The sequence below is a fragment of the Ruegeria sp. YS9 genome, assembly GCF_024628725.1.
In the GTDB taxonomy this organism is placed as follows: Bacteria; Pseudomonadota; Alphaproteobacteria; order Rhodobacterales; family Rhodobacteraceae; genus Ruegeria; species Ruegeria atlantica_C.
Genome location: NZ_CP102409.1, coordinates 171,401 through 195,109, shown reverse-complemented (window position 1 = coordinate 195,109; position 23,709 = coordinate 171,401). Strand labels below are relative to the sequence as shown.

Sequence of the window (23,709 nt, the reverse complement as noted above, 5' to 3'; positions counted from 1 at the left end):
AGCTCGCTCATCGGTAGGTTCTGGAACTGAAAAAGAGTTTCCATCCGAAAGGTTCGAATACGCTATCCAGCTTCCAAACGGCAGCCTTCTTACACACGACGCAAAAGACATGGGAAGCACGACAAGCAACGTGTTTCTGATTTCTCAACCAGTTCCACAGGGAAGAGTCCCGTCGCTGATTTTCGACGGATAGGCGCTGCCCACAGAAATCCAATAAAGGAGAACGCCAAATGGCAGTCCTCATCGACGAAAACACTAAAGTGATCTGTCAGGGTTTTACCGGCTCGCATAACGGATTGCACTCGGTGTGGACTGTCTGATCTTTCTGGAAACTGAACGTAACCCATGACCATCCCCATCTTCCTCATAGGCCTAGAACGCGCCACAGGGCGTGCGCGTTTGATGGAGCAGGAGCTGCACAAAGCAGGCCTGTCAGCGACGCGCGTCAACGCTGTTGATTGCGATGCCGCCACCCGTGAGGATTTCCTGCGCGACTGCCGGGCGGAAGGACCTTGGGGCTATTTCCACACCAAGGACATGGCCTGCACCCTCAGCCATGCCAAAGCGTGGGAGGCGCTGATCGCCTCGGGGGCGGAACAGGCCTTGATCCTTGAGGATGATGTGTTTCTGACACCGGAATTGGCAGACTGGTTGAATGATGCATCATGGTGGCCAGAGGATGCCGACATCGTGCGGTTCGAACGCTGGCGCAGCACGAAGCTTTACGTGGCCCTTGGGCGCAAGCGGCTGCCCCATCTGGGGCGGGAATTGCGCCTGATGCGCTCGCGCCATCCCGGTGGTGCAGCTTATGCGCTGACACGCGAAGCGGCCCGGCACTTTCTGGCGCAGAAACCCTTTGACATCACGCTGGATGGTTTGTTGTTCAACCCGTCCGCCTCGCCGGCGGCGCGTCAGATCAACATCTATCAGGTGATCCCGGCCATGGTCGAACAGGGCAACGAAGCGCCCGGCGAATACAATATGGGTGCACCGCGCGCGCGGCCAACAGGCTGGCCCCTGATTCGGCAAAAAGTCAGGCGCGGCGTCGCTGAAATCAGCAGCGGCCTGCGCACGACGGCCAATCTGGCGCTGGGACGCGCCACGCTCGAGAAAATTACCTATGCGCCGCAGGTTCTGCCGGCGACCGAACCCAATCAATCCAACACCGCCTAGAGAAAGGGACAAAATGGCAGTCCTCATCGACGAAAACACCAAAGTGATCTGTCAGGGCTTTACCGGCTCGCAGGGTACATTCCACAGCGAACAGGCCATTGCCTATGGCACCAAGATGGTCGGCGGCGTCACCCCCGGCAAAGGCGGGATGGAGCATCTGGGCCTGCCCGTGTTCAACTCGGTCCACGAAGCCAAGCATGTGACCGAAGCCAATGCTTCGGTGATCTATGTGCCGCCGCCTTTTGCGGCTGACTCGATCCTCGAAGCGATTGATGCCGAGATGGAAGTGATCGTCTGCATCACAGAAGGCATCCCTGTTCTGGACATGATGAAGGTGAAGCGCGCGCTGGAAGGCAGCAAGTCGCGTCTGATCGGCCCGAACTGCCCCGGTGTCATCACGCCCGACGCCTGCAAGATCGGGATCATGCCCGGCCACATCCACAAGCGCGGTTCGGTCGGCGTTGTGTCCCGCTCGGGCACCCTGACCTACGAGGCCGTCAAGCAGACCACCGATGTTGGTCTGGGCCAGTCTACCTGCGTGGGCATCGGCGGTGACCCGATCAAAGGTACCGAGCATATCGACGTTCTGGAATGGTTCCTGGCGGATGACGAGACCGAGTCGATCATCATGATCGGTGAGATCGGCGGCTCGGCCGAAGAAGAAGCCGCGCAATTCCTGGCGGATGAAGCCAAGAAGGGCCGCAAGAAGCCGACCGCCGGTTTCATCGCAGGCCGCACAGCCCCTCCGGGCCGCCGCATGGGTCACGCAGGCGCGATTGTCGCCGGTGGCAAGGGCGGTGCGGAAGACAAGATCGAAGCCATGCGCGCGGCCGGTATCGTCGTGGCCGAAAGCCCGGCGCAGCTGGGTGAGGCCGTGCTGGAAGCGATTGGGTAAGCTGTGAGCCGGGGCGGTAAATTTCTGTATGGTCTAGTGGCTGCCATTGTGGCAGCCGCACCCGTCTCTGCTATCGCTAGCAACACTGACATCGCCTCAGAAGCCATCAGCGCATGCCAGTCAGCAACCGATCTGGCCATACTGACAGATGCGCTTATTCAAGTTGGGTGGACGCCCAAGGTGCCTGCAAATCTTGATGACAGGGCAATCCGGTCTTACGCAGCCACCTATTTACCAAATCACTTTGGCACTGGCGACTACTCAGACACGCGCATCGCAAGCACTTGGGAGTTAGCTCTCACCAATGCGACAGGTGCGCGCAACTTGAAGATAGTTGATGGTTCCGAAAAGAAGGACAGATGGTTTGTTCGTGACCAAACCGGTAGCGTTTTGCGAGTCGATAGCTACAAGAATGGAGATTTCGAGCAAACCAACTGTGTTTTGGCGCTCAAAGAAGAAGACTCTCCAACTACTTTTGAGAAGTTACTAGCGGACTCGGACCGCGAACCCAAATCCCTTCCGCCAGTTCTTCATCTTCGGTCACAGTTCTCCGAAAATGATACGTTCAAAAGAAGCATGAACGGCGCGATCCTGAACATACATCGAATGCAATCTGCCTCAGACCCAGAATTTGATGTATCGTCAGTTTTCACAACTGTAACCACAAAGCGACCGGAGAAGTCACGATGACCTTCTCCGACGCCATCCGCACCTGTTTCGCCAAGTTCTTCACCTTCTCAGGCCGTGCCTCGCGGACCGAATACTGGTTCTTCTTTCTGTTCATCGTGATCTGGAACATCATCGCCGGGATCATTGACTGGCAGTTCTTCACTCAGGTCACTGTGACTGAGACGGATACGTCCAAATCCATCACCGCCACTTCTTCGCAACCGGTGCAGAGCATCGTCGGCCTGATCGTTTTCTTCCCGCATCTGGCTGTCGCGTGGCGACGGATGCATGATACCGGGCGCAGCGGGCTTTATGCTTTGCTGCCGATCCTGCTGATCCTTGGGGCCTTTGCGGTTCTGATCTTCGGCATCGGCCTCGCCTCTCATTTCCAGCATGGTGGCACTCTGGACATTTTGTTTACCCGCGCAACATTGCTGATCGTCATCCCGACACTTATCGTTCTGGTGGTGTCGCCCCTCCTGGTGCTGTGGTGGCTGACCCGCCCCAGCCAGCCAGGCACCAATCAATACGGTCCCAACCCAACAGAGGTAGCCCAATGACCGAACACTCGCCCAACTCTGCCTTTCATGCCTCAAGCTTCATGCAGGGGCATAATGCCGAATACCTGGAACAACTTTATGCCCAATACACCAAGAACCCCGGTGCAGTAGACGCTGCCTGGGTCGAGTTCTTCAAGGCCATGGGCGACGCCGCGCCGGATGTGCAGCGTGAGGCCGAAGGGCCTTCGTGGGCGCGCACGGACTGGCCTCCGATGCCGGCCGATGATCTGACCGGTGCGCTGACCGGTGAGTGGGCCGAGATTGACGCCAAGGCCGCAGGCAAGAAGATCAAGGAAAAGGCCGCCGACAAAGGCGTCGAAGTCAGCGATGACCAAATCAAGCGCGCGGTGTTGGACAGCCTGCGCGCCCTGATGCTGATCCGGGCCTACCGCATCCGGGGTCATCTGGCCGCCGATCTGGATCCGCTGGGCATGCGCGCGGCAACCAATCACCCAGAGCTCGACCCCAAGACCTACGGCTTCACCGACGCCGACATGGATCGCCCGATCTTCATCGACAACGTTCTGGGGCTTCAGGTTGCCTCGATGCGGCAGATCGTCGAGATCGTGAAGCGGACCTATTGCGGCACCTTCGCGCTGCAATACATGCATATCTCGAACCCGGAAGAGGCCGCATGGCTGAAAGAGCGCATTGAGGGCTATGGCAAGGAAATCCAGTTCACCAAGGAAGGCCGCAAAGCCATCCTGAACAAGATGGTCGAGGCCGAAGGCTTTGAGAAATTCCTGCACGTCAAGTACATGGGCACCAAGCGCTTTGGTCTCGATGGCGGTGAGGCGCTTATTCCGGCGATGGAGCAGATCATCAAGCGCGGCGGCGCGCTGGGCCTGAGCGACATCGTCATCGGCATGCCGCACCGGGGCCGTTTGAACATTCTGGCCAACGTGATGGGCAAACCGTACCGCGCCATTTTCAATGAATTCCAGGGCGGCAGTTTCAAACCCGAAGACGTGGATGGTTCGGGCGACGTGAAATACCATCTGGGTGCTTCCAGCGACCGCGAGTTTGATGGCAACAGCGTGCACCTGTCGCTGACTGCGAACCCGTCGCATCTTGAGGCGGTGAACCCTGTGGTTCTGGGCAAGGTCCGCGCCAAGCAGGATCAGTTGGGCGACACGGACCGCACCAAGGTCATGGCCATTCTGTTGCACGGGGATGCGGCCTTTGCCGGACAGGGCGTCGTGGCCGAAGGTTTTGGCCTGAGCGGTCTGCGCGGGCATCGCACCGGCGGGACAATGCATATCGTGGTGAACAACCAGATCGGCTTTACCACCGCGCCGCATTTCTCACGCTCCAGCCCGTACCCAACGGATATCGCGCTGATGGTCGAGGCGCCGATCTTCCACGTGAACGGGGATGACCCCGAGGCGGTTGTTCATGCAGCCAAGGTGGCGACCGAGTTCCGCCAGAAATTCCACAAGGACGTGGTTCTGGATATCTTCTGCTATCGCCGGTTTGGTCACAACGAGGGCGACGAGCCCATGTTCACCAACCCGATCATGTACAAGAAGATCAAGACGCATAAGACCACGCTGTCTCTGTACACGGAACGCCTGGTCAAGGATGGCCTGATCCCCGAAGGTGAGATCGAGGATATGAAAGCGGCCTTCCAGGCCCATCTGAACGACGAATTCGAGGCCGGTAAGGACTATAAACCCAACAAGGCCGATTGGCTGGATGGGCGCTGGTCGCATCTTGACAAGAACAAAGACGAATACATGCGCGGCGAGACGGCGATCACGCCCGAAACCATGGCCGAAATCGGCGATGCCCTTACCCGCGCACCAAGCGGATTTGCCATGCACAAGACGGTTGGTCGTCTGCTTGAGCACAAGAAACAGATGTTTGAAACCGGTAAAGGCTTTGACTGGGCCACTGGTGAGGCGCTGGCTTTCGGATCCCTGCTGACAGAAGGGTACCCGGTACGCCTGGCAGGTCAGGACGCCACGCGCGGCACCTTCAGCCAGCGCCATTCGGGGTTCATTCATCAGGAAACCGAAGAACGGTACTACCCGCTGAACAACATTCGCGCAGGTCAGTCGCAGTACGAAGTGATTGACTCGATGTTGTCCGAATATGCTGTGCTCGGGTTCGAGTACGGATACTCGCTGGCCGAACCAAATGCGCTTGTTCTTTGGGAAGCCCAGTTCGGGGACTTCGCCAACGGCGCGCAGATCATGTTCGACCAATTCATCAGTTCGGGTGAATCGAAATGGCTGCGGATGTCCGGCCTGGTCTGTCTGCTGCCGCACGGGTTCGAGGGGCAAGGCCCCGAGCATTCGTCGGCAAGGCTGGAGCGGTTCCTGCAAATGTGCGGCCAGGACAACTGGATCGTGGCGAACTGCACCACGCCAGCGAACTATTTCCACATCCTGCGCCGCCAACTGCACCGGACATTCCGCAAGCCGCTGATCCTGGTGACGCCCAAATCACTGCTGCGCCACAAGCTGGCGGTCAGCACCGCCGAGGATTTCACCACCGGCTCCAGCTTCCACCGGGTACTGTGGGATGATGCACAGAAGGGCAATTCCGACACCAAGCTGGTGGCGGATGACAAGATCAAACGCGTGGTGATGTGTTCCGGCAAAGTCTATTTCGACCTGCTGGAGGAACGCGATGCACGCGGCATCGACGACATTTACCTGATGCGGATCGAACAGTTCTATCCTTTCCCGGCGCATTCTCTGATCAACGAGCTTGAACGGTTCAAGAATGCCGAAATGGTCTGGTGTCAGGAAGAGCCCAAGAACCAAGGCGCATGGACCTTTATCGAGCCCAATATCGAATGGGTTCTTTCCCGGATCGGCGCGAAACATACCCGTCCGGCTTATGTCGGTCGCGCAACCTCGGCCTCGCCCGCAACGGGCCTGGCCAGCCAACACAAAGCCCAACAAGAAGCGCTGGTTAACGAAGCGCTGAGCCTCGAAGGAAAATAAGCGATGACGATTGAAGTTCGTGTTCCCACGCTTGGCGAATCGGTCACCGAAGCCACTGTTGCAACATGGTTCAAAAAACCCGGTGATGCGGTCGCCGTGGATGAGATGCTGTGTGAGCTGGAGACTGACAAGGTCACGGTCGAAGTGCCCTCTCCCTCTGCCGGCGTGATGGGTGAGATTGTGGCCGCCGAAGGTGAAACGGTTGGTGTCGATGCTCTGCTGGCGACGATTGCTGCCGGCGAAGGTGCAGACGCGCCTGCCCCGGCAACAGCGGCAGCAGCCCCCGAGGCCGCACCTGCCGCATCGGGCGGGTCGGTTGACGTGATGGTGCCCACGCTAGGCGAATCCGTGACTGAGGCGACTGTTTCAACCTGGTTCAAGCAAGTCGGCGACAGCGTCGCGCAGGACGAGATGTTGTGTGAGCTGGAAACCGACAAAGTCTCGGTCGAAGTACCGGCCCCGGCTGCGGGTGTTCTGGCGGAAATCGTCGCACCGGAAGGTGCAACCGTGGATGCAACCGCAAAGCTGGCAGTCATCTCTGGCGCGGCCGCTGGCGCAGCTCCTGCGCCCGCTCCTGCGGCGGCGGCGGCGGCTCCTGCTGCGACAAGCACCGGCAAGGATGTTGCAAATGCGCCGTCTGCCGAAAAGGCGATGGCCGAAGCCGGGCTGTCGGCCGATCAGGTCACCGGCACCGGTCGCGATGGTCGCATCATGAAAGAAGATGTTGCCAAGGCGGTTGCGGCTGCTTCGGCTCCGGCACCTGCGGCGGCTGCGCCCGCACCTGCTGCACAGGCTCCGCGCGCACCGGTTGCTGCCGAAGATGCGGCCCGCGAAGAACGCGTACGGATGACCCGTCTGCGTCAGACCATCGCCAAGCGCCTGAAAGATGCGCAGAACACCGCCGCGATCCTGACCACCTATAACGAGGTGGACATGACCGAGGTCATGGCCCTGCGCAATCAGTACAAAGACCAGTTCGAGAAGAAGCACGGCGTGCGTCTGGGCTTCATGTCCTTCTTCACCAAGGCCTGCTGCCATGCCCTGAAAGAAGTGCCCGAGGTCAATGCCGAGATCGATGGCACCGACATCGTCTACAAGAACTTCGTTCACATGGGCGTTGCGGCCGGCACGCCGCAGGGTCTGGTCGTACCGGTCATTCGCGACGCGGACAGCATGTCCTTTGCAGCCATCGAAAAAGCCATCGCCGAAAAGGGCAAGCGCGCCCGCGATGGCAAGCTGTCCATGGCCGAAATGCAGGGTGGCACCTTCACAATCTCGAACGGTGGTGTTTACGGCTCGCTGATGTCGTCGCCGATCCTGAACCCCCCGCAGTCGGGCATTCTGGGCATGCACAAGATCCAGGAACGGCCGATGGTCATCAATGGCGAGATCAAGATCCGCCCGATGATGTATCTGGCGCTGTCCTATGACCACCGGATCGTTGACGGCAAAGGCGCGGTGACCTTCCTGGTACGTGTGAAAGAGGCGCTGGAAGATCCGCGCCGCCTGCTGATGGATCTGTAACCATGGCGACACATGTACTCTGGCAGGCCGATGTTGCCGATTTCGACGCCTGGCTGAAAGTGTTCCGCGAGGACAAGCCGATGCGCAAGGCCGCGGGCATCCGCGACCTGCATGTCTGGCGCGATCCCGATCAGAAGGACCATGCGATCGCGATGTTCGAGGTGATCAACCTGGACAAGGCCAAGGCATTTTTCGGTTCCGAAGAACTGGCGATGCACCATGAACGAGGCGGCATTGCCCATATCTCGATCAAGCTGCTGGAACCCGTTTGACAATAGATATTCCCGACCCGCCAGATCGGGTCGGGAAAGCGCCGGATCGTCCGGTCGGATTAGGAGAATGTAATGGCAAACTATGACGTCATCGTAATCGGCGCCGGACCCGGCGGCTATGTCTGCGCGATCCGCTGCGCTCAACTGGGTTTGAAAACCGCTGTGGTCGAAGGGCGCGAAACGCTGGGCGGCACTTGTCTGAACGTGGGCTGCATCCCCTCGAAAGCGTTGCTGCATGCCAGCCATCAGCTTCATGAAGCCGAACACAACTTTGCCAAGATGGGCCTGAAGGGCAAATCGCCTTCGGTCGATTGGAAACAGATGCAGGCTTACAAAGATGAGGTAATCGAGGGCAACACCAAGGGCATCGAGTTTCTGTTCAAGAAGAACAAGATCGACTGGCTGAAAGGCTGGGGCTCGATTCCTGCGGCCGGCAAGGTTCAGGTTGGCGATGAAATCCATGAAACCAAGAACATCATCATTGCGTCAGGCTCCGAACCGTCCTCGCTGCCCGGTGTCGAAGTGGATGAGAAAGTCGTTGTGACCTCAACCGGCGCGCTGTCTCTGGGCAAGATTCCTAAGAAAATGGTGGTGATCGGCGCGGGTGTGATCGGGCTGGAACTGGGATCGGTGTACAGCCGCCTAGGCGCCGAAGTAACGGTGATCGAATTCCTCAAGGAAATCACTCCGGGCATGGACCCCGAAGTTCAGAAGACTTTCCAGCGTATCCTCAAGAAACAGGGGCTGAGTTTCATCATGGGTGCGGCGGTGCAGAAAACCGAAGCAACCAAGACCAAGGCCAAGGTGACCTACAAGCTGCTCAAGGACGACAGCGAGCATGTGATCGACGCCGATACCGTGCTGGTGGCCACCGGGCGCAAACCTTATTCCGATGGTCTGGGGCTGGACGCTCTGGGCGTCGAGATGACCCCGCGCGGCCAGATCAAGGTGGGTGCGGACTGGCAGACCAACGTACCGGGCATCTACGCCATCGGCGACGTGATCGAAGGCCCGATGCTGGCGCACAAGGCCGAAGATGAAGGCATGGCCGCTGCGGAACAGGTTGCGGGCAAGCATGGCCATGTAAACTATGGTGTTATACCGGGTGTGATCTATACGTGGCCGGAGGTCGCCAATGTCGGTGAAACCGAGGCGACGCTCAAAGAACAAGGCCGTGCCTACAAGGTCGGCAAGTTCATGTTCATGGGCAACGGCCGCGCCAAAGCCAACTTTGCTTCTGACGGTTTCGTCAAGATTCTGGCAGACAAGGAAACCGACCGTATCCTGGGCTGCCACATCATCGGCCCCGGCGCAGGTGACCTGATCCACGAGGTCTGCGTGGCGATGGAATTCGGCGCATCCGCCGAGGATCTGGCCCTGACCTGCCACGCGCACCCGACCTATTCCGAGGCCGTGCGTGAAGCGGCACTGGCTTGCGGCGACGGCCCGATCCACAGCTAGGCAGGTCGGGCTCCGCCCGTTTGACGCGTGAAAGGTCCACCGGACCTTTCATCGGCTGCGCCGAACCACGTCAAACCCTGCCGCGCGCACCCGACCTATTTCGAGGCCGTGCGTGAAGCGGCACTGGCTTGCGGCGACGGCCCGATCCACAGCTGACAACCTTGACCCCGGCGACGATCAGCCTGTCGGGGTCAACCAGGCATTCAGATAGGTCTCCAACCTGTCGGTAAATGTCGTCGCTGAATGCAACGCGCAGAATCTTAATGACATGGCTTGTATGGCAAAGGCCTGCACACCTTCGGCCAACAATTCGGGCGGCACGTCCTTGCGCACCTCTGCATCTTCGAGCCACAGCATCACGACGCGGAAATATCGCTCAAAACAATAGGCCACCGGTCCTATTTCGGAGACAGCTGTTGCACCGGAATACCTGATCAACAGATCGAATACATATCGCTCGGACGTCATGAAACTGTGAACCGGGTCCAGCGACGCGACGATTTCTGCAACAGTATCGGGTGGTGCTCCGGCCTCGGCCTGATCCAGACACGCATTCAGCTTGTCCGCGATCAGAATTTCCATCAGCGCATCCTTGTCGTGGAAATGCGCAAAAAAGGTGCCCTTCGCGACCCCTGCGGCCTTCACGACCTCTTCCACCCGTAACGCTTCATATCCGCCATTGCGGATGACCTCTTCAGCGGCCGCAAGAAGCTTGGCGCGGGTCTTGATCGTACGTTTCTGAATCGTCTTTTGCATATGGCTCAATCGCATAATTTCTGACCGTGGTCAAATTTTTTATTGACCGTGGTCATTTTTTGATTCTATAAACTGACCACGGTCATTTTTCAGGAGATACCCGATGCAACCGAAAAAGATTCTCATCCTTGACGGACACCCCGCAGAAAGCAGCCTGTCACGCACATTTGCCGAAACGTACAGAGACGCGGCCCGCAAAAACGGGCACGATGTACGGTTGGTTCATCTGAGCGATCTGCAATTCGATTTTGATTTCGGTCAGGGCAATTATCACGACTTCAAACCGCTTGAGCCGGTTCTGGAGCAAGTGTTGCAAGACTTTGAGTGGAGCGACCATCTGGTCCTGACCACCCCGATGTGGTGGGGCGGCCTTCCAGCAAAACTCAAAGGACTGATCGACCGAATGTTCATTCCGGGGCGAACGTTTGACACACGGAACACCACCAAGATCGGATTTCCGGCGCCCATGCTGACAGGGCGCACCGCGCGTGTCATCCTGACGTCAGACACGCCGGGATGGTTCATGCGCCTGATATACAGGCAGGCGCTTATCCGTCAGGTACGGGACCAGATCCTTGGGTTCGTCGGCTTCAAGCCAACGCGGTTCACCTATTTTTCCGGTGCAAGCTATCCCAAGCCCGGCAGCGTCGATCGCTGGTTGGAAAAAGTATCAAGGATCGGAGCCGCTGCGGTTTGAACCACAGCTGGCACCTACATCTACCACATCGTTTTTGCGGCGCGCGCAGGCCATTCCTCGTCATATTGCGCGCCGCCTTCCGCACCGTCTGATGCCTCGGACAGAAGCTGTCCTATCGTGGGAAGATTGCCGCTTCCATCACCGCTGGACCAGATACGCGCCCGGATCAGAGCACGAGCGCATTGGCTGTATATCTCAGCAATTTCAATCACGATCACGGTCGCCGGGCGTTTGCCGGCCTTCTCGAATTGATGCCGCAGGGTCTCATCCGCCGTTACCCGCCCCAACCCGTTCACCCGAACGACGTTGTTGGACCCCGGGACGAAGAACATCAGCGAAACACGTGGGTCGCGCACGATATTGCGCAGACTGTCCAGACGGTTGTTGCCGCGCCAGTCCGGCAGAGCCAGCGTATTCGCATCCAGCTCTTTCACGACCGGGCCATCATCGCCCCGCGGGCTGCCATCCACACCTTCTGGGCCAACCGTGCTGAGCACACAGAGGCGCGATGCGAGGATCCACTTGCGATAGAGAGGCGTCAGCTGATGAACGACCTTTCGCAAGGACGGCGCGCCGGGCCGACCATACAACGCTTCAAGCGTTTCAATGTCACGAATGTGCTCCATCCGGATCAAACCCCACTTCCCGCATCAACTCGTTGGAACGTGTTTCTATCACATCTTCCAGCCGGGCAAGGAAGTCGTCCCGGCCAACACCCGGCTCGATTGGGTCGAGGAATTCCACGATCGCAAGGCCCGGTTTGCGCATGACACCCGTTCGAGGCCAGAAGACGCCGGCATTCGTGGCGACCGGAACGCAGGGAAAGCCGAGCCCTTCGTAAAGAACGGCTGTTCCAACCTTGTAAGGTTTCTTCGCACCGGGCGCCACACGTGTCCCTTGCGGGTAAATCACAAGCTGCCCGGGTTCCGAAAACTCTTTCGACACATCCTTGACCATCTTGGTCACGGCAGCACCGCGCTTGCCGCGATTGACCGGAATACAGCCAAGTCGCCGCGCATACATTCCAATGACGGGAGTAAACAAAAGCTCGCGCTTCATAATGAACTTGCCATGCGGAATGGCATCAAAAATTATGATGATATCAAGAAAAGACTGGTGTTTTGCGGCTATGACCACTTCGTTCGTTGGGACCCTACCCCGCACTTCGCACCGAATGCCAACCATCCAACGCGCCAGCCACATGGTACTGCGCGCGTAGGTCTTGCACGCCTTCAGGGCGCCAGCCTTGGAAAACAACGCGTAGGGCAGAAAGACAATGCCAAGGATCAGCATCCAGGCGTAGATCACGATCATGAAGATCAACGACCGAACCCATTGAACAGCCATCAACATCAGGAAAGCTCCTTCAATTTGCGTCGGGCCGCAGCCCAGGTGGCAAAAAACGCGACCATGGCACCAAGGATCGGGATAAGTACCGGCAACACCCAGTCTTTGCCCTGAAAGCCGACGCCCGCCAGAAACCCACCCGCATCCGAGGCTTCGGGCAGCATCAGAACACCGGTCATTCCCAGCAATGTACCGACCGAGGCCCCAAAAAATGCGCGATAAGTAAACCGCCTTACGAATGCGCCCGCTATGAACCCGTCGCGTGCGCCGACCAGGCGCAGCACTTCGATGATCTGGGCATTTGCGGCAAGTGACGCATTGGCGGCAAGGGTAATCATGGCAGCGGTCGCACCGCCGATCAGCAGGATTGAAACCCACCCCAGTCGACGCAGGGACATCGCCGCATCGACCAGAGGTTCCCGCCACCGCGTATGATCATCCAGCACGGCGCCCGGCACCTCGGCCCCCAATCGCAAACGCAACCCGGCCACATCGATGCCCGGTTCGGTTTCAATGATTTCGATAAGCTGCGGCACGGGCAGCGTATCCAGCGGCAAGTCCGGCCCGAACCACGGGGCAAGCAACGCCGCCTGCTCTTCCTGCGTCAAAGCACGGGCCGAGGCCACGCCGGGCGTTTGACTAAGAACCGTCAACGCAGCCTCGGTCTGGGCCGCGCGCTGTTCCGCGGGCGCGTTGATGCGCAGGGTTGCGGCTCCGGCCAGTTCCGATGCCCAACGATCCGCAATGCGCCCCGACGCCAGAGACAGGGCCAAGGCGAACACTGCAAGAAACGCCATCGCACCCGCGACAAAAAGGGTCAGGTGCGCCGTGTATCCCGTTGGAGGAACAACCCGGTCTGCCCGTTTGTCGCCGCGCAACAGATTTCTGAGGTCAGGACTGATCATAAATCCGCCCCCGCCAGTTGCAGCTTGCGCTGCGAAATACGCAAGACACGCGCCTGCACCTGGCTTTTGGCCGCGCGAATCAGGCTCAGGTCATGGGTGGCGATCAGGACGGTTTTGCCCATCCTGTTCAGTTCGATCAGAAGACGCAGCAGCCGTTGCGACATCTCCCAGTCAACATTGCCCGTCGGCTCATCCGCCAAAACCACGTCAGGCGACAATATGACGGCACGCGCCAGAGCGGCCCTTTGGCGTTCGCCGCCGGACAGTTCAGGCGGGAGCGCTTCGAGCCTGGAGCCAAGACCCACCCAGCTGAGCAGCTCGGTCAGGTTTTCCTGCTCGGATGTTTCCGAACGCCCGGACACCATCAGCGGCAACGCAACGTTTTCGGCAAGCGTCATATGGTCTAGGAACTGACAATCCTGATGCACCACACCCACGCGGCGGCGCAGCACCGCCAGCTGGTCGCGATCAAGGGCTGAAATGTCCTGGTCAAACACGCTCAACCGCCCTGAGCTCGGAAGCAGGGCACCATAGCACAGCTTGAGCAACGTGGTCTTGCCCGCCCCGGAAGGCCCGGTCAGAAAGTGAAACGTACCCGGCTGCAATTGTACCGAGACGTCACTCAGCAATTCGCCGCCACCGTAGGTGTAGCTGACATTTTCCAGCTCGATCACACGTGCCCCCGTTATTTTGCCGCTCTTCTTGCCCGAGCATGGTGATGGTTTCAATGGCTCTACCGAGTCCAATTGGTGACACTTGACCCGCGAAACCGAAAACGCTCTTTGCTGTTGGGTCTTAACCGAATATCATTCCTGAAAAAACTATTATCGGCCCTTCGCCCGGCCGAGGAGGCAGCATGCGTCTAACATGTCCGAATTGCAGTGCGCAGTACGAGGTTCCTGACGAGGTCATCCCCGAGGAAGGCCGCGATGTACAGTGTTCCAACTGCGATCAGACCTGGTTTCAAGCGAAGCACCCTGCCGAAGCCGCAGGCGCACCGGACGAAAAAGCGGAAACCCCCGAAAAGGATGACGCATCGCCCGACGTGGTTAACGCTCCGCAGGACGCTGAACCGGAACCTGTTGAAGAAGCGGTATCCGAAGACAAGCCAGAAGTTGATGAACCCGCCGCGACCACCGGGAGTGTCGATCCTTCCGTTGCCAGCATTCTGAAAGAAGAAGCTGCCCGCGAAGCGGAATTGCGGGCGCAGGAAGGCAGCAGCCTCGAAAGCCAGCCCGATCTGGGGCTGGATACGCCGCCAGAACCCCCAGAACCCAAGGTGCGCCCCAAGCGGCCTTCGGCTTCGGAAACCGCTGTCGATGCCGGGCAGAAAGACGCGCTGCCGGATGTCGAAGCCATCAATTCGACCATGCGATCAGATGAGTCGGAAGAGGCCCCGCAACCACCCCGCAAATCGGGCGGATTCCTCCGCGGCTTTGCGTTGATGCTGATTATCGGCGTGGTTCTGTATCTGATCTATGGAAATGCCCAACAGATCAGCGACGCAGTCCCTCAGGCCGACCCGTTGCTGAGCTCATATGTGTCGCTTGTGGATCAGGCGCGTATCTGGCTTGAGGCACAGGCTGGATCCGGTGCCCAGAACTGAGGTCTAGAACCGCTCCAACAAACGCTTCAGGTATTCCAGCTCGATCTGGGGGCGGTCCGATTCCCCGGTTCTGCGTCGGATTTCATCCAGCAGTTCCCGCGCCCGGCGGTACACGTCTTCGCCTTGCAGCAGGTTCTCATCCGTTGAAATCGAACCGGCGGCACCCGGGTTTCGGCCCAGCGGATCGCGGTTGTTGGCTTGCATGTCGCCATCCTGCGTTCCCTGACCCGGCTGGTTCTGCTGGTTCTGCGCCATCGCCTCACCCAGCGAACGCATCCCTTCGCGCAGGGCTTCCATGGCCTCGGATTGCCGGTCGATGGCTTCGGCCAGATCATCCCCACGCAGGGCCTGTTCCGCCTCGTCCATGGCACGCCCGGCCCGATCAAGCGCCTCGCGCGCGGCGTCGCCTTCGGGCGTGCCGGCACCGGGCAACCCCTGTTGCTGACGGTTCAGCTCATCTCTCAGCGCCTGCTGCCGATCCGCAAGTGAGCCTTGACCCTGCTGGCCTTCGCCAGCCTGATCCGAGCCTTCCCCCTGACCGCCCTGGCCTTCGTGGCTTTGCCCCCGGCCTTGCCCGCCATTGCGCCCCTCATTGCCCTGGCTTTCACCGGATTGAGCGCCCGGGTTGAACTGTTCCTGCAAATCCCGGAAGGCTTGATCGCTCAGACCTTGTTGTTCGCGCAGAGTTTCCGCAAGACCTTCCATGGCCTGCTGACCTTCGGACTGCTGGCCCTGACCCTGGCCCTGAGTCACACGCATGTTTTCCATCATCTGCTGGAACTCTTCCAGCGCCTGCTGGGCTTCGGCCATGCGGCCCTGTTCCATGAGTTCCTGAATGCGGTCCATCATGCGTTGCAGATCATCCTGCGTCATTTGCAGGGACTCGCCGTTCTGGCCCTGCTGCCGCTCGCCATCTTCGCCGTTTGGCTGCGCCAGCCGCTGCAACTGCTGGAGGTAATCCTGCGTCGCGTCACGCAATTCCTGCATCAATTCCGCGATTTCTTCGTCGCTGGCCCCGTTCTGCATCGCTTCGGTCAGACGTTCCTGCGCGCGGCGCATCCGTTCCAGCGCATCCGCCAGCGTGCCGTCTTCGATCAACACCGCAAGATCCCAGAGGGCCTGGGCGATCTCTGCCTGCTGTTCAGGTTTCAGCCCGTATTGATCAAAGGTCTCAAGCCGCCGCAGCACGACCCTCAGACGCAAATAGGCAGTGTCCGAACGAAACAGGTCCTCCGGCAGATGAGACACAGCCCGCAGCATTTGCGCGATCCGAGGCGCATTGGACCGCGACCAGAGCAGATCGCGCCGTTGTTCGATCACCGCCGCGGCAAGCGGATCAAAGAACCGACGGGCCGGAAGGTCGGTCACATAAGGTTCGGAGGAAGATTGCTGATCCGCCGCATCCGCTGCCATCAAAGTGATCCGGACCGGCAAGTGTGCCCAGGCGTGTTGCGAGAAGTCCTCGATCAGATCTTCGGCAAAATCCGCCCGGTCGCCCGTGATCGGCATCGGTAGTTCAATCTCGATCGCTTCGCGTGGTTCGGGCTCTGCCGCAAGGCCATAGCGGCGGTCAACGGCAGCCAGATCCAGTTCGATCCGGGCTGAGCCTGAAACGACGCCATAGTCATCTCCTGCGACGAATGGCAGTTTCATCTGCCCGCCCGCCTCGGCCTCGGCCGATCCGGCCACGGCTATCTGTGGTGCCGTGTCGTCAATGATCTCAACGGCCCATTCGCGCCCCGTGGGCCCGTCGATGCGCAACTGGCCAGAGCGTTCTGCCACGAACTCCTGCTCGGGGTCGGTCGCAGCTTCGGCGCCCAGGGCCGAGCTGTTTTCCGTCAGGCTATGTGCACCAACCTCACCATAAAGCCGCAAGGTAACGCGGCTGCCCTTGGGAACGGAAAGCTCTGCATCCGTTTGATCCGCTAGATACAGCGTTGGAAGGCCCGTATAGCGCGGGGGTTCGACCCATCCTTCCCACGTTGGCCCCTGCCCGGCGGCGGCAGTGCCCGGGGCCATGTCCGCCACCGACCCCACGCGCCACAAAGAGCCGAAAACCAGCGCTACGACAAAAGCCAGCAATGCCGCGTAGCGCAGCGCATAAGGATCTCGCGATGCCAGCCGAAGATCTGGCTTCACGGCCTCGGCCGTTGCGACCCGTTGCGCCATCCGGGCTTTGTGGGCTTGCCATAGCGCCACGGAATCCCGATCGGCCGCACCGATGGCCTGATCATCCATCAAGGCCTGAATTGGGCGTCCCGGCAAGGTCTCATCCAGCCGCACCAAAACGTCGGCGCGCGAAGGCAACTTGAGAACCCTCAGGCCAAGCACCGCAGCCGTCAAAAACAACCCCAGGGACAGCGCGCCAACTGCCCAGACAATTTCCACGGAAACAATATCTTGAAGCCCCAGCATCAACGCCGCAAGCAGAACAAGTACGATCGAGAACGCCGGCCAGAACGCGCGCAACACCTGTTCTGCCACCATGCCGACATGGGTCAGCCACACGGACAGGCGCGGAATAGGCAGGTTTGAACGGTCGGACAAAGCGGGCCTCCGGGGTTAGGCCCGCGCGGTCATCGCGTCAAAGCCATGAAGGTATGGTATCGCGGTTTATGATTTCGTCAAAGCTTGGTCGTTCACGAATGACTGCAAATTGATCACCATTGACCAGAACCTCGGGGATCAGCGGGCGGGTATTGTACTCGCTGGCCATCACCGCGCCATAGGCACCCGCGCTGCGGAAGGCGATCAGGTCTCCCGATTTCAGCGGCGGCATGTTGCGCTGCTTGGCAAATGTGTCACCGGATTCGCAAACCGGGCCGACGATGTCATAGGCCTGCTGTTCCACGCCGGCCACCGGTTCCTGCACCGCGACGATATCATGATGCGCTTCGTACATTGCCGGGCGGATCAGGTCATTCATGGCCCCGTCGACAATCAGGAAATCGCGGCCTTCGCCCGACTTCACATAGATCACCTTGCTGACCATCAGCCCCGCATTGCCTGCGATCAGGCGGCCCGGTTCGATTTCGATCTCACAGCCCAGATGGCCCAGTGTTTTCTTGATCAACGCGCCATACTCCACCGGCAGCGGCGGCGCGTCATTCGAGCGGGTATAGGGGATGCCCAATCCACCGCCCAGATCAAGACGGCGGATGTTGTGGCCTTCAGCCCGCAACTGTTCAGTCAGTTCGGCCACTTTCGTATAGGCCAGCTCGAACGGCTCCAGTTCGGTCAGCTGCGAGCCGATATGGACGTCGATACCGATCACTTCCAAACCTGGCAGGCTGGCGGCGTGGGCATAGACCTCTGACGCGCGGGAAATCGGTATTCCAAATTTGTTCTCGGACTTGCCGGTCGCAATCTTGGCATGGGTCTTGGCATCCACATCCGGATTCACCCGGACCGTGATCGGAGCAACCACACCCAATTCCAGTGCAACGGCGTTGATCACTTCCATCTCGGGCTCGGATTCGACGTTGAACTGACGGATGCCTCCGGTCAGCGCGGTACGAATCTCATCCGCCGTTTTGCCCACGCCAGAGAACACGATCTTTTCGCCCGGAACGCCCGCCGCCTTGGCGCGCAGGTATTCCCCGCCCGAGACCACGTCCATCCCCGCGCCCGCCTGTGCCAGAGTCTTCAGGATCGCCTGATTGCTGGCCGCTTTCATCGCGTAGCACACAAGGTGGTCCGTGCCGTCAAGCGCATCGTCGAACAGCTGGAAATGCCGCAGCAAGGTTGCGGTGGAATAGACATAGAACGGCGTTCCGACCGCAGCAGCGATTTCGGAGACAGGGACATCCTCGGCGAAAAGCGCGCCGTCGCGGTAGAGAAAATGATCCATACCTGCGCGCTTAGACCAAAAAGGACCAGCGGATCAACGGGATTTGCCGTGCGTCAAACAAACGGGGGCTGGCGGCTGGCACCGCGGGCGCTACAATTCATCCCCGCAGGCCGACCTCCAGCAGCGACAGCGCAGCATCCCTCCGGGTCTCGAACACGTCTTTATCGACACCGAAGATCGCTAGGTGGATCACCAGCCCATCCAGCATTGCCGTAACCGCCTGGGCAGCAGATTGGGCGCTGAGGTCGTCGCGAATTTCTTCTGATTCGATCAGGGGCTCGAACTGCGCTGCGTAGTGGTCGGCAAGCCATGCAAAGAAACCGCCGATGATCTCGGCCGCGCGCGGGTCCTGAAATCCGGGCCCCAGAACGTCGAAGAACAGACGCGTGGCGGCCAACCGGTCTGCGGGCATGGTCAGGCGCAGCCCCATCATGAACTGGTCCAGCGTCTGCGGGGAAGGGATCATGCGGATACGCGCACGGATGTCGTCGAAATAACGCTGCAACAGCGCCAACAGCAAAACCTCTTTGCTTTGGAAGTAAAGGTACAGCGTACCCTTGGCCAGCCCAGACTGGCGGGCCACGTCCTGCATCTTGGTGGCGTGATAACCCTGGTCCAGAAAACAGGCCATGGCCGCATCCAGAATGCGCCCCTGCATTTCCTCGCGATCGACGATCTTTGGCATATCGGCCCCTGGTTTTCGTCCGGTTCGCCCTTTCTTGAAGCAGATTGGACGCCGCGTCACGCAAATTCATTCTTTTAATGACTTGACGGTCATTAAAACCGCATCCATTTATGACCCGCCAGTCATTAAAAGGATTTCGCCATGGCACACCCGTCACGATCCAACCCCGAACCTACATCGCTGTCGACGCCCCGCCACACTGCAACCGCCGCCAGACTTCTGCTTGTTCTGGTCGCCAGCTTTGTCACGCTTGTCCCCGGCGGGCCGATCGAGACCCGGGATTTCTCGGGGTTGGGCGGAGGAGTGTTCTGGGGCTTCAACGCCTTTCTGATCGCACTTGCCCTGCTGGCCGTAGGATCGGCGGTGGCCATGCTGCGCGGCTCGGTTGCCGCAGGCTGGGGCGCCATCGTGGCGGCCTGGGGGTACGTCTTCGTGGTCCTTCTGGACCTCGGTCATGTCTTTCCGACATCGCCCGACCCGATCCCGCTGATGCTGGGGTTGGTCGAAATCCTGGATTTCGTCCTCGCCCTTTATGTCCTTGCGCTGGTCCATCGCAGCCTTGGACACATCTGAACCGACCCTGCTCACACCCGAACCGAAACCGCAGCCATACCGATTCGGATGAGACCCGAGACCCTATTCAAAACCTCAGGAAGAAGGAAAACCCATGCTTTTCAAGGAACGTTTCACATTGATGGCCTTACCGTTGGCCCTGATCACGGCCGCGTGCAGCGGCACCGGGGCGCAACATCAGCCCGTTCTGTCGGCCGAACCGGGTCCGGCCTTTGCTGCGGATCTGGAACAATGCCGCGCCGTGGCCAAATCCCAGAACCTGTGGAACCCGGAAACCCGGTCCCAGGCCCTTATCGGTGCCGGAATTGGCGCACTGGCCGGGATCGCGGACGACTCGGTCAGCAACGCCGAGGGCGCGTTGGCCGGAGCGGCGGTCGGATCAGCGGCGGGTGCGGTCGCAGGTGCGGCAGATATGCGCAATACACGCCGCGATATCCTGATCGAGTGCCTACAGCAGCGCGGGCACCCGGTGGTTGGCTGAGATCATCAGCCGATCGATTAAAAGGTCTTCGAAACCCCTGCCCGCGCGTAACCGGAAATGGATACTCCAGAACCTGAGCGCGCGGGATCTTCCACAGGTTCCGGGCGTCTTGCCGATGTGGGTTCGCAAGCCGTCAAAGCCGCAAATACCAGAAACAGTCCTAGTGTTCTCATTTCAGTATCTTTTCTTTGGATGACATGCGCATCGGCATGCCAATTCACGTTGGTAGAAACAAAACCGATGCGCAATATGAAAGTGGCTTAGAAACCCAGGTAAATTCCCAGCGGCCCACGGCTCAGACCCACACCACCGCCAACATACGCTCCGCTTGAGCCGACCCCAATGGTCGCACTGACAGTTGGCTGAGCGGGCGCGGGCTGTACGGGCTCGCCGTCGGCTCCGCATCCGGCAAGCATAAGGCCGGACCCTGCAATCAGGATCGCTCGCAGCACGGTCATCACAACATTGCCTTCCATCGTTCAACCTGAGCACGCACCTGATCCGGGGCCGTGCCACCATAGGACTGGCGTGAGTTTACAGAGTTTTCGACACCAAGGACAGAGTAGACGTCATTTGTGATCTCGGGATGGACCGCCCGCATGTCATCCAGCGTCAGATCCGGCAGGTCGCAGCCCTTCTTCTCGGCCATGGCCACCAGCGATCCGGTAACATGATGCGCATCGCGGAATGGCAGGCCCAGCACGCGCACCAGCCAGTCGGCAAGATCGGTTGCAGTCGAGAAACCCGAGCCGGCGGCAGCGGCCAGGCTGTCGCGGTTGGCGGTCATGTCCTTGACCATGCCTTCCATCGCCGCCAGCGCCAGCATCCAGTTGTCGGCGGCATCAAAGACCTGTTCCTTGTCTTCCTGCATGTCCTTGGAATAGGCCAGCGGCAGGCCCTTCATCACCATCATCAGCGCAGTGTTGGCGCCAAAGATCCGGCCCACCTTGGCGCGGATCAGCTCGGCCGCGTCGGGGTTTTTCTTCTGCGGCATGATCGACGAGCCGGTCGAGAACCGATCTGACAGTGTAACAAAGCGGAACTGCGCCGAGGACCAGATCACCAGTTCTTCGGCAAAGCGCGACAGGTGGACGGCGCAGATCGAGGCGGTCGACAGGAACTCCAGCGCGAAATCCCGGTCGCTGACGGCGTCCAGCGAGTTGGCAGCGGGCCGGTCAAAGCCCAGCGCCTGGGCCGTCATATGACGGTCGATCGGAAAGGACGTGCCAGCCAGCGCCGCCGCACCCAGTGGGGATTCGTTCATCCGGGCGCGGGCGTCACGAACGCGGGACAGATCACGGCCGAACATCTCGACATAGGCCATCATGTGATGGCCCCATGTCACCGGCTGCGCCGTTTGCAGGTGGGTAAAGCCCGGCATGACCCAATCGGCCCCGGCCTCGGCCTGCGCCAAAAGCGCGCGGATCAGGGCCAACAGGCCGGATTCAGCCGCGTCCAGCTGATCGCGGACCCACAGCTTGAAATCCGTTGCAACCTGATCATTGCGCGAACGCCCTGTGTGCAAACGGCCTGCGGGCTCGCCGATGATCTCTTTCAGGCGTGCCTCGACATTCATGTGGATGTCTTCCAGCGCAGTCGAAAACTGGAACTCTCCGTTCTGGATTTCTGACAAAACGGTGAGCAGCCCTTCCCGAATGGCTTCGGCGTCACTATCACTTATGACGCCTGTGGCAGCCAGCATGGCCGCATGGGCGCGCGAGCCTGCGATGTCCTGGGCTGCCATCCGCTGATCGAACCCGATCGAGGCGTTGATCGCCTCCATGATCGCGTCTGGACCGGCGGCAAAGCGGCCGCCCCACATCTGGTTCGAGGATTGATCGGTCATGTAAGAAAACCCGGAGTTGATATGCGCCTATTTCGTCTGATCCCCCTTTATATGGCCCTTGCGCTGGGTGCAAATGCCGCCTTGGCGACCGATGCCGAGACGCTGGCCCCTCTGCGGGAAGACAGCCTGAAACGTCTGATCCTGCACAAGGAACCGAAACCCGCCAAATCAATCGAATTCCAGCTGGAAGATGACGGCGGCGTCGGCACGCTTGCCGATTATGAGGGCAAATATGTGCTGCTGAATTTCTGGGCCACCTGGTGTGCGCCTTGTCGCAAAGAGATGCCTCAGATCGCTGAGCTTCAGGAAGAGTTCGGCGGCGACAAGTTTCAGGTTCTGACACTGGCCACGGGCCGCAACTCGCCTGCCGGCATCAAAAAGTTCTTTGAAGAGAACGGCATCGCCAACCTGCCCCGTCACCAGGACCCCAGCTCGGCCGCTGCCCGTGAGTTCGGCGTCATCGCCTTGCCGATCACGGTCATCCTGAACCCCGAAGGGCAGGAAATCGCCCGGCTGATCGGCGACGCCGAATGGAACTCGGACAGTGCGAAGGCGATCATTTCGACGCTTGTTGGCGCTGAAAGTTAACGCATTTAGAAAAATTTGCGGAAACATGGTACCCTCCCACGCATTAAGAGTGGGAGGTTTTATATGAAACATACGATTTTATTCCTTGCTGTTGCAGGCACATTGGCAATCGCTGGCGCCGCACATGCGGACTACAAACGGATCAAGACCGCAAAGCAGTTCAATTCCGATATTGTTGGTAAAAAGCTGACCGACGAACAAGGCAATGTTTTTGTCGCGAATGCTGATGGCACGATTTCAGCCAAACTCAAAAGTGGGAAAAAGTTCAGCGGAACCTGGGTCTGGAACAAAAAATTCTGGTGCCGAAACGGAGTATTGGACGGCAAGGCACTGGGCACGGATTGTCAGCTTTGGGAAATTGACGGGGCCACTGCCCGAATGACCCGCGAAAAAGGCAAGGGCAAAACAACCGTTTATTCGGTCAGCAACTAAAGGCGTCAGCCCCTTTCAATCTCGTGATATACTGTTCCTGCCCTGCCGGACAGGGCAGGCATATTGTTTGAAATGGAGGCAATGATGAAACCCGTCGTACTGCTGATCGGACGGTTGCCAAATGTAATCGGTGACGTGGCGCGGCAACTGGATCATCTGCCGATTCAGTGGCTGGGCGCACATGACACGGACGAGGTTCGGAAACAGCTGGATGCCGAGCCCCGGATTGCCTGCGCCATCCTGGGCGCGGGGCTTGACGACAAGATCCGTGGTGAAATGGTGGGTATTATTGCCGCCCGCCGCCCAGATATCTGCATCCATCTGAAGGATCGTACATCCGGCCCCGAGGGGCTGGTGCCCTTCGTCGAACGTGTGGTGCAACACGAGATACTGGAACGGCTGGAAAACAGCTGACGCAACGCCACCTTTGACAGA

25 protein-coding genes are annotated in these 23,709 nt (G+C 59.4%); 15 read left to right on the top strand and 10 right to left on the bottom strand.

Translation table 11 applies throughout. The features are described from left to right. Positions 1-345 precede the first annotated feature (345 nt). From NOR97_RS00985 to lpdA, 8 genes are all read left to right on the top strand, one after another. Positions 346-1,173 carry a glycosyltransferase family 25 protein gene (locus NOR97_RS00985; RefSeq protein WP_257599951.1) on the top strand — a complete coding sequence of 276 codons (828 nt, stop codon included), beginning with the start codon at positions 346-348 and terminating at the stop codon, positions 1,171-1,173. Between the two features lie 13 nt (positions 1,174-1,186). Then, positions 1,187-2,068, top strand: coding sequence for a succinate--CoA ligase subunit alpha (sucD, locus tag NOR97_RS00980; protein WP_170346357.1), 882 nt, complete (start codon positions 1,187-1,189; stop codon positions 2,066-2,068). Positions 2,069-2,104: 36 nt separating this feature from the next. Next, on the top strand, positions 2,105-2,758 hold the full coding sequence (locus tag NOR97_RS00975) for a hypothetical protein (protein WP_257599950.1): 654 nt from the start codon (positions 2,105-2,107) through the stop codon (positions 2,756-2,758). After that, positions 2,755-3,297 carry a DUF805 domain-containing protein gene (locus NOR97_RS00970; RefSeq protein WP_257599949.1) on the top strand — a complete coding sequence of 181 codons (543 nt, stop codon included), beginning with the start codon at positions 2,755-2,757 and terminating at the stop codon, positions 3,295-3,297. Before NOR97_RS00975 ends, NOR97_RS00970 begins: the two co-directional genes overlap by 4 nt. After that, a complete protein-coding gene (locus tag NOR97_RS00965; protein WP_257599948.1) occupies positions 3,294-6,251 on the top strand; it encodes a 2-oxoglutarate dehydrogenase E1 component in 2,958 nt (985 codons plus the stop codon). Before NOR97_RS00970 ends, NOR97_RS00965 begins: the two co-directional genes overlap by 4 nt. A gap of 3 nt (positions 6,252-6,254) precedes the next feature. Next, complete coding sequence (gene odhB / locus NOR97_RS00960) at positions 6,255-7,775, top strand: 2-oxoglutarate dehydrogenase complex dihydrolipoyllysine-residue succinyltransferase (RefSeq protein ID WP_257599947.1); 1,521 nt, start codon at positions 6,255-6,257, stop codon at positions 7,773-7,775. Between the two features lie 2 nt (positions 7,776-7,777). Continuing rightward, entirely contained in the window at positions 7,778-8,047 is a 270-nt protein-coding gene (locus NOR97_RS00955) for a hypothetical protein (protein WP_152456823.1), read from the top strand. 72 nt (positions 8,048-8,119) lie between these two features. Continuing rightward, the gene (lpdA, locus tag NOR97_RS00950) at positions 8,120-9,508 is read left to right on the top strand and encodes a dihydrolipoyl dehydrogenase (protein ID WP_170346351.1); all 1,389 of its coding nucleotides are present in this window, start codon (positions 8,120-8,122) and stop codon (positions 9,506-9,508) included. Between the two features lie 177 nt (positions 9,509-9,685). Here lpdA and NOR97_RS00945 read toward each other — a convergent pair whose 3' ends face one another. After that, entirely contained in the window at positions 9,686-10,264 is a 579-nt protein-coding gene (locus NOR97_RS00945; RefSeq protein ID WP_257599946.1) for a TetR/AcrR family transcriptional regulator, read from the bottom strand. A 103-nt stretch (positions 10,265-10,367) separates the two neighbouring features. On the opposite strand from NOR97_RS00945, the gene NOR97_RS00940 reads away from it, so the two are divergent. Next, the gene (locus tag NOR97_RS00940) at positions 10,368-10,961 is read left to right on the top strand and encodes an NAD(P)H-dependent oxidoreductase (RefSeq protein ID WP_170346349.1); all 594 of its coding nucleotides are present in this window, start codon (positions 10,368-10,370) and stop codon (positions 10,959-10,961) included. 20 nt (positions 10,962-10,981) lie between these two features. On the opposite strand, the gene NOR97_RS00935 is transcribed toward NOR97_RS00940, so the two are convergent. The 4 genes from NOR97_RS00935 to NOR97_RS00920 are packed head-to-tail and all read right to left on the bottom strand — an operon-like array spanning position 10,982 to position 13,887. Beyond that, positions 10,982-11,587, bottom strand: a complete 606-nt coding sequence (locus NOR97_RS00935) for a pyridoxamine 5'-phosphate oxidase family protein (protein ID WP_257599945.1) — start codon at positions 11,585-11,587, stop codon at positions 10,982-10,984. Continuing rightward, positions 11,571-12,314, bottom strand: a complete 744-nt coding sequence (locus NOR97_RS00930; protein ID WP_257599944.1) for a 1-acyl-sn-glycerol-3-phosphate acyltransferase — start codon at positions 12,312-12,314, stop codon at positions 11,571-11,573. The genes NOR97_RS00935 and NOR97_RS00930 overlap by 17 nt, the downstream gene beginning before the upstream one ends. After that, complete coding sequence (locus tag NOR97_RS00925; RefSeq protein ID WP_170346346.1) at positions 12,314-13,213, bottom strand: ABC transporter permease; 900 nt, start codon at positions 13,211-13,213, stop codon at positions 12,314-12,316. The genes NOR97_RS00930 and NOR97_RS00925 overlap by 1 nt, the downstream gene beginning before the upstream one ends. Then, on the bottom strand, positions 13,210-13,887 hold the full coding sequence (locus NOR97_RS00920) for a cell division ATP-binding protein FtsE (protein WP_257599943.1): 678 nt from the start codon (positions 13,885-13,887) through the stop codon (positions 13,210-13,212). The genes NOR97_RS00925 and NOR97_RS00920 overlap by 4 nt, the downstream gene beginning before the upstream one ends. A gap of 182 nt (positions 13,888-14,069) precedes the next feature. On the opposite strand from NOR97_RS00920, the gene NOR97_RS00915 reads away from it, so the two are divergent. Continuing rightward, on the top strand, positions 14,070-14,819 hold the full coding sequence (locus NOR97_RS00915) for a zinc-ribbon domain-containing protein (RefSeq protein WP_257599942.1): 750 nt from the start codon (positions 14,070-14,072) through the stop codon (positions 14,817-14,819). Between the two features lie 3 nt (positions 14,820-14,822). Here NOR97_RS00915 and NOR97_RS00910 read toward each other — a convergent pair whose 3' ends face one another. From NOR97_RS00910 to NOR97_RS00900, 3 genes are all read right to left on the bottom strand, one after another. Then, entirely contained in the window at positions 14,823-17,306 is a 2,484-nt protein-coding gene (locus NOR97_RS00910) for a TIGR02302 family protein (RefSeq protein ID WP_257600817.1), read from the bottom strand. A 97-nt stretch (positions 17,307-17,403) separates the two neighbouring features. Further along, entirely contained in the window at positions 17,404-18,669 is a 1,266-nt protein-coding gene (gene lysA / locus NOR97_RS00905; protein ID WP_257599941.1) for a diaminopimelate decarboxylase, read from the bottom strand. A 97-nt stretch (positions 18,670-18,766) separates the two neighbouring features. Then, entirely contained in the window at positions 18,767-19,354 is a 588-nt protein-coding gene (locus NOR97_RS00900) for a TetR/AcrR family transcriptional regulator (RefSeq protein WP_170346342.1), read from the bottom strand. 141 nt (positions 19,355-19,495) lie between these two features. Between NOR97_RS00900 and NOR97_RS00895 the strand changes: the two genes are divergently transcribed. Together NOR97_RS00895 and NOR97_RS00890 are read left to right on the top strand one after the other, a co-directional pair. Further along, positions 19,496-19,927, top strand: coding sequence for a hypothetical protein (locus tag NOR97_RS00895; RefSeq protein WP_254440024.1), 432 nt, complete (start codon positions 19,496-19,498; stop codon positions 19,925-19,927). Positions 19,928-20,021: 94 nt separating this feature from the next. Beyond that, positions 20,022-20,408 (top strand): glycine zipper family protein, encoded by a 387-nt coding sequence (locus NOR97_RS00890; protein WP_257599940.1) that lies wholly within the window; start codon positions 20,022-20,024, stop codon positions 20,406-20,408. Positions 20,409-20,668: 260 nt separating this feature from the next. On the opposite strand, the gene NOR97_RS00885 is transcribed toward NOR97_RS00890, so the two are convergent. After that, positions 20,669-20,884, bottom strand: coding sequence for a hypothetical protein (locus tag NOR97_RS00885; RefSeq protein ID WP_374041593.1), 216 nt, complete (start codon positions 20,882-20,884; stop codon positions 20,669-20,671). Next, positions 20,866-22,254 carry an argininosuccinate lyase gene (argH, locus tag NOR97_RS00880; RefSeq protein ID WP_257599939.1) on the bottom strand — a complete coding sequence of 463 codons (1,389 nt, stop codon included), beginning with the start codon at positions 22,252-22,254 and terminating at the stop codon, positions 20,866-20,868. The genes NOR97_RS00885 and argH overlap by 19 nt, the downstream gene beginning before the upstream one ends. 21 nt (positions 22,255-22,275) lie before the next feature. Here argH and NOR97_RS00875 point away from each other — a divergent pair, with 21 nt between their 5' ends. The 3 genes from NOR97_RS00875 (at position 22,276) to NOR97_RS00865 (ending at position 23,688) form a co-directional block, all read left to right on the top strand. After that, a complete protein-coding gene (locus NOR97_RS00875) occupies positions 22,276-22,842 on the top strand; it encodes a TlpA disulfide reductase family protein (protein ID WP_050604043.1) in 567 nt (188 codons plus the stop codon). 63 nt (positions 22,843-22,905) lie between these two features. After that, positions 22,906-23,274 (top strand): hypothetical protein, encoded by a 369-nt coding sequence (locus tag NOR97_RS00870; protein ID WP_170346338.1) that lies wholly within the window; start codon positions 22,906-22,908, stop codon positions 23,272-23,274. Between the two features lie 84 nt (positions 23,275-23,358). Beyond that, on the top strand, positions 23,359-23,688 hold the full coding sequence (locus tag NOR97_RS00865) for a hypothetical protein (protein ID WP_170346337.1): 330 nt from the start codon (positions 23,359-23,361) through the stop codon (positions 23,686-23,688). Positions 23,689-23,709: the final 21 nt, after the last annotated feature.

Bases quoted from the DNA above. Each gene is read 5' to 3' on its own strand.
- NOR97_RS00985 (WP_257599951.1), top strand. From the start codon at position 346: ATGACCATCCCCATCTTCCTCATAGGCCTAGAACGCGCCACAGGGCGT.
- sucD (WP_170346357.1), top strand. From the start codon at position 1,187: ATGGCAGTCCTCATCGACGAAAACACCAAAGTGATCTGTCAGGGCTTT.
- NOR97_RS00970 (WP_257599949.1), top strand. From the start codon at position 2,755: ATGACCTTCTCCGACGCCATCCGCACCTGTTTCGCCAAGTTCTTCACC.
- NOR97_RS00965 (WP_257599948.1), top strand. From the start codon at position 3,294: ATGACCGAACACTCGCCCAACTCTGCCTTTCATGCCTCAAGCTTCATG.
- odhB (WP_257599947.1), top strand. From the start codon at position 6,255: ATGACGATTGAAGTTCGTGTTCCCACGCTTGGCGAATCGGTCACCGAA.
- NOR97_RS00955 (WP_152456823.1), top strand. From the start codon at position 7,778: ATGGCGACACATGTACTCTGGCAGGCCGATGTTGCCGATTTCGACGCC.
- lpdA (WP_170346351.1), top strand. From the start codon at position 8,120: ATGGCAAACTATGACGTCATCGTAATCGGCGCCGGACCCGGCGGCTAT.
- NOR97_RS00945 (WP_257599946.1), bottom strand. From the start codon at position 10,264: ATGCAAAAGACGATTCAGAAACGTACGATCAAGACCCGCGCCAAGCTT.
- NOR97_RS00940 (WP_170346349.1), top strand. From the start codon at position 10,368: ATGCAACCGAAAAAGATTCTCATCCTTGACGGACACCCCGCAGAAAGC.
- NOR97_RS00935 (WP_257599945.1), bottom strand. From the start codon at position 11,587: ATGGAGCACATTCGTGACATTGAAACGCTTGAAGCGTTGTATGGTCGG.
- NOR97_RS00930 (WP_257599944.1), bottom strand. From the start codon at position 12,314: ATGTTGATGGCTGTTCAATGGGTTCGGTCGTTGATCTTCATGATCGTG.
- NOR97_RS00925 (WP_170346346.1), bottom strand. From the start codon at position 13,213: ATGATCAGTCCTGACCTCAGAAATCTGTTGCGCGGCGACAAACGGGCA.
- NOR97_RS00915 (WP_257599942.1), top strand. From the start codon at position 14,070: ATGCGTCTAACATGTCCGAATTGCAGTGCGCAGTACGAGGTTCCTGAC.
- NOR97_RS00910 (WP_257600817.1), bottom strand. From the start codon at position 17,306: ATGGTGGCAGAACAGGTGTTGCGCGCGTTCTGGCCGGCGTTCTCGATC.
- lysA (WP_257599941.1), bottom strand. From the start codon at position 18,669: ATGGATCATTTTCTCTACCGCGACGGCGCGCTTTTCGCCGAGGATGTC.
- NOR97_RS00900 (WP_170346342.1), bottom strand. From the start codon at position 19,354: ATGCCAAAGATCGTCGATCGCGAGGAAATGCAGGGGCGCATTCTGGAT.
- NOR97_RS00895 (WP_254440024.1), top strand. From the start codon at position 19,496: ATGGCACACCCGTCACGATCCAACCCCGAACCTACATCGCTGTCGACG.
- NOR97_RS00890 (WP_257599940.1), top strand. From the start codon at position 20,022: ATGCTTTTCAAGGAACGTTTCACATTGATGGCCTTACCGTTGGCCCTG.
- NOR97_RS00885 (WP_374041593.1), bottom strand. From the start codon at position 20,884: ATGGAAGGCAATGTTGTGATGACCGTGCTGCGAGCGATCCTGATTGCA.
- argH (WP_257599939.1), bottom strand. From the start codon at position 22,254: ATGACCGATCAATCCTCGAACCAGATGTGGGGCGGCCGCTTTGCCGCC.
- NOR97_RS00875 (WP_050604043.1), top strand. From the start codon at position 22,276: ATGCGCCTATTTCGTCTGATCCCCCTTTATATGGCCCTTGCGCTGGGT.
- NOR97_RS00870 (WP_170346338.1), top strand. From the start codon at position 22,906: ATGAAACATACGATTTTATTCCTTGCTGTTGCAGGCACATTGGCAATC.
- NOR97_RS00865 (WP_170346337.1), top strand. From the start codon at position 23,359: ATGAAACCCGTCGTACTGCTGATCGGACGGTTGCCAAATGTAATCGGT.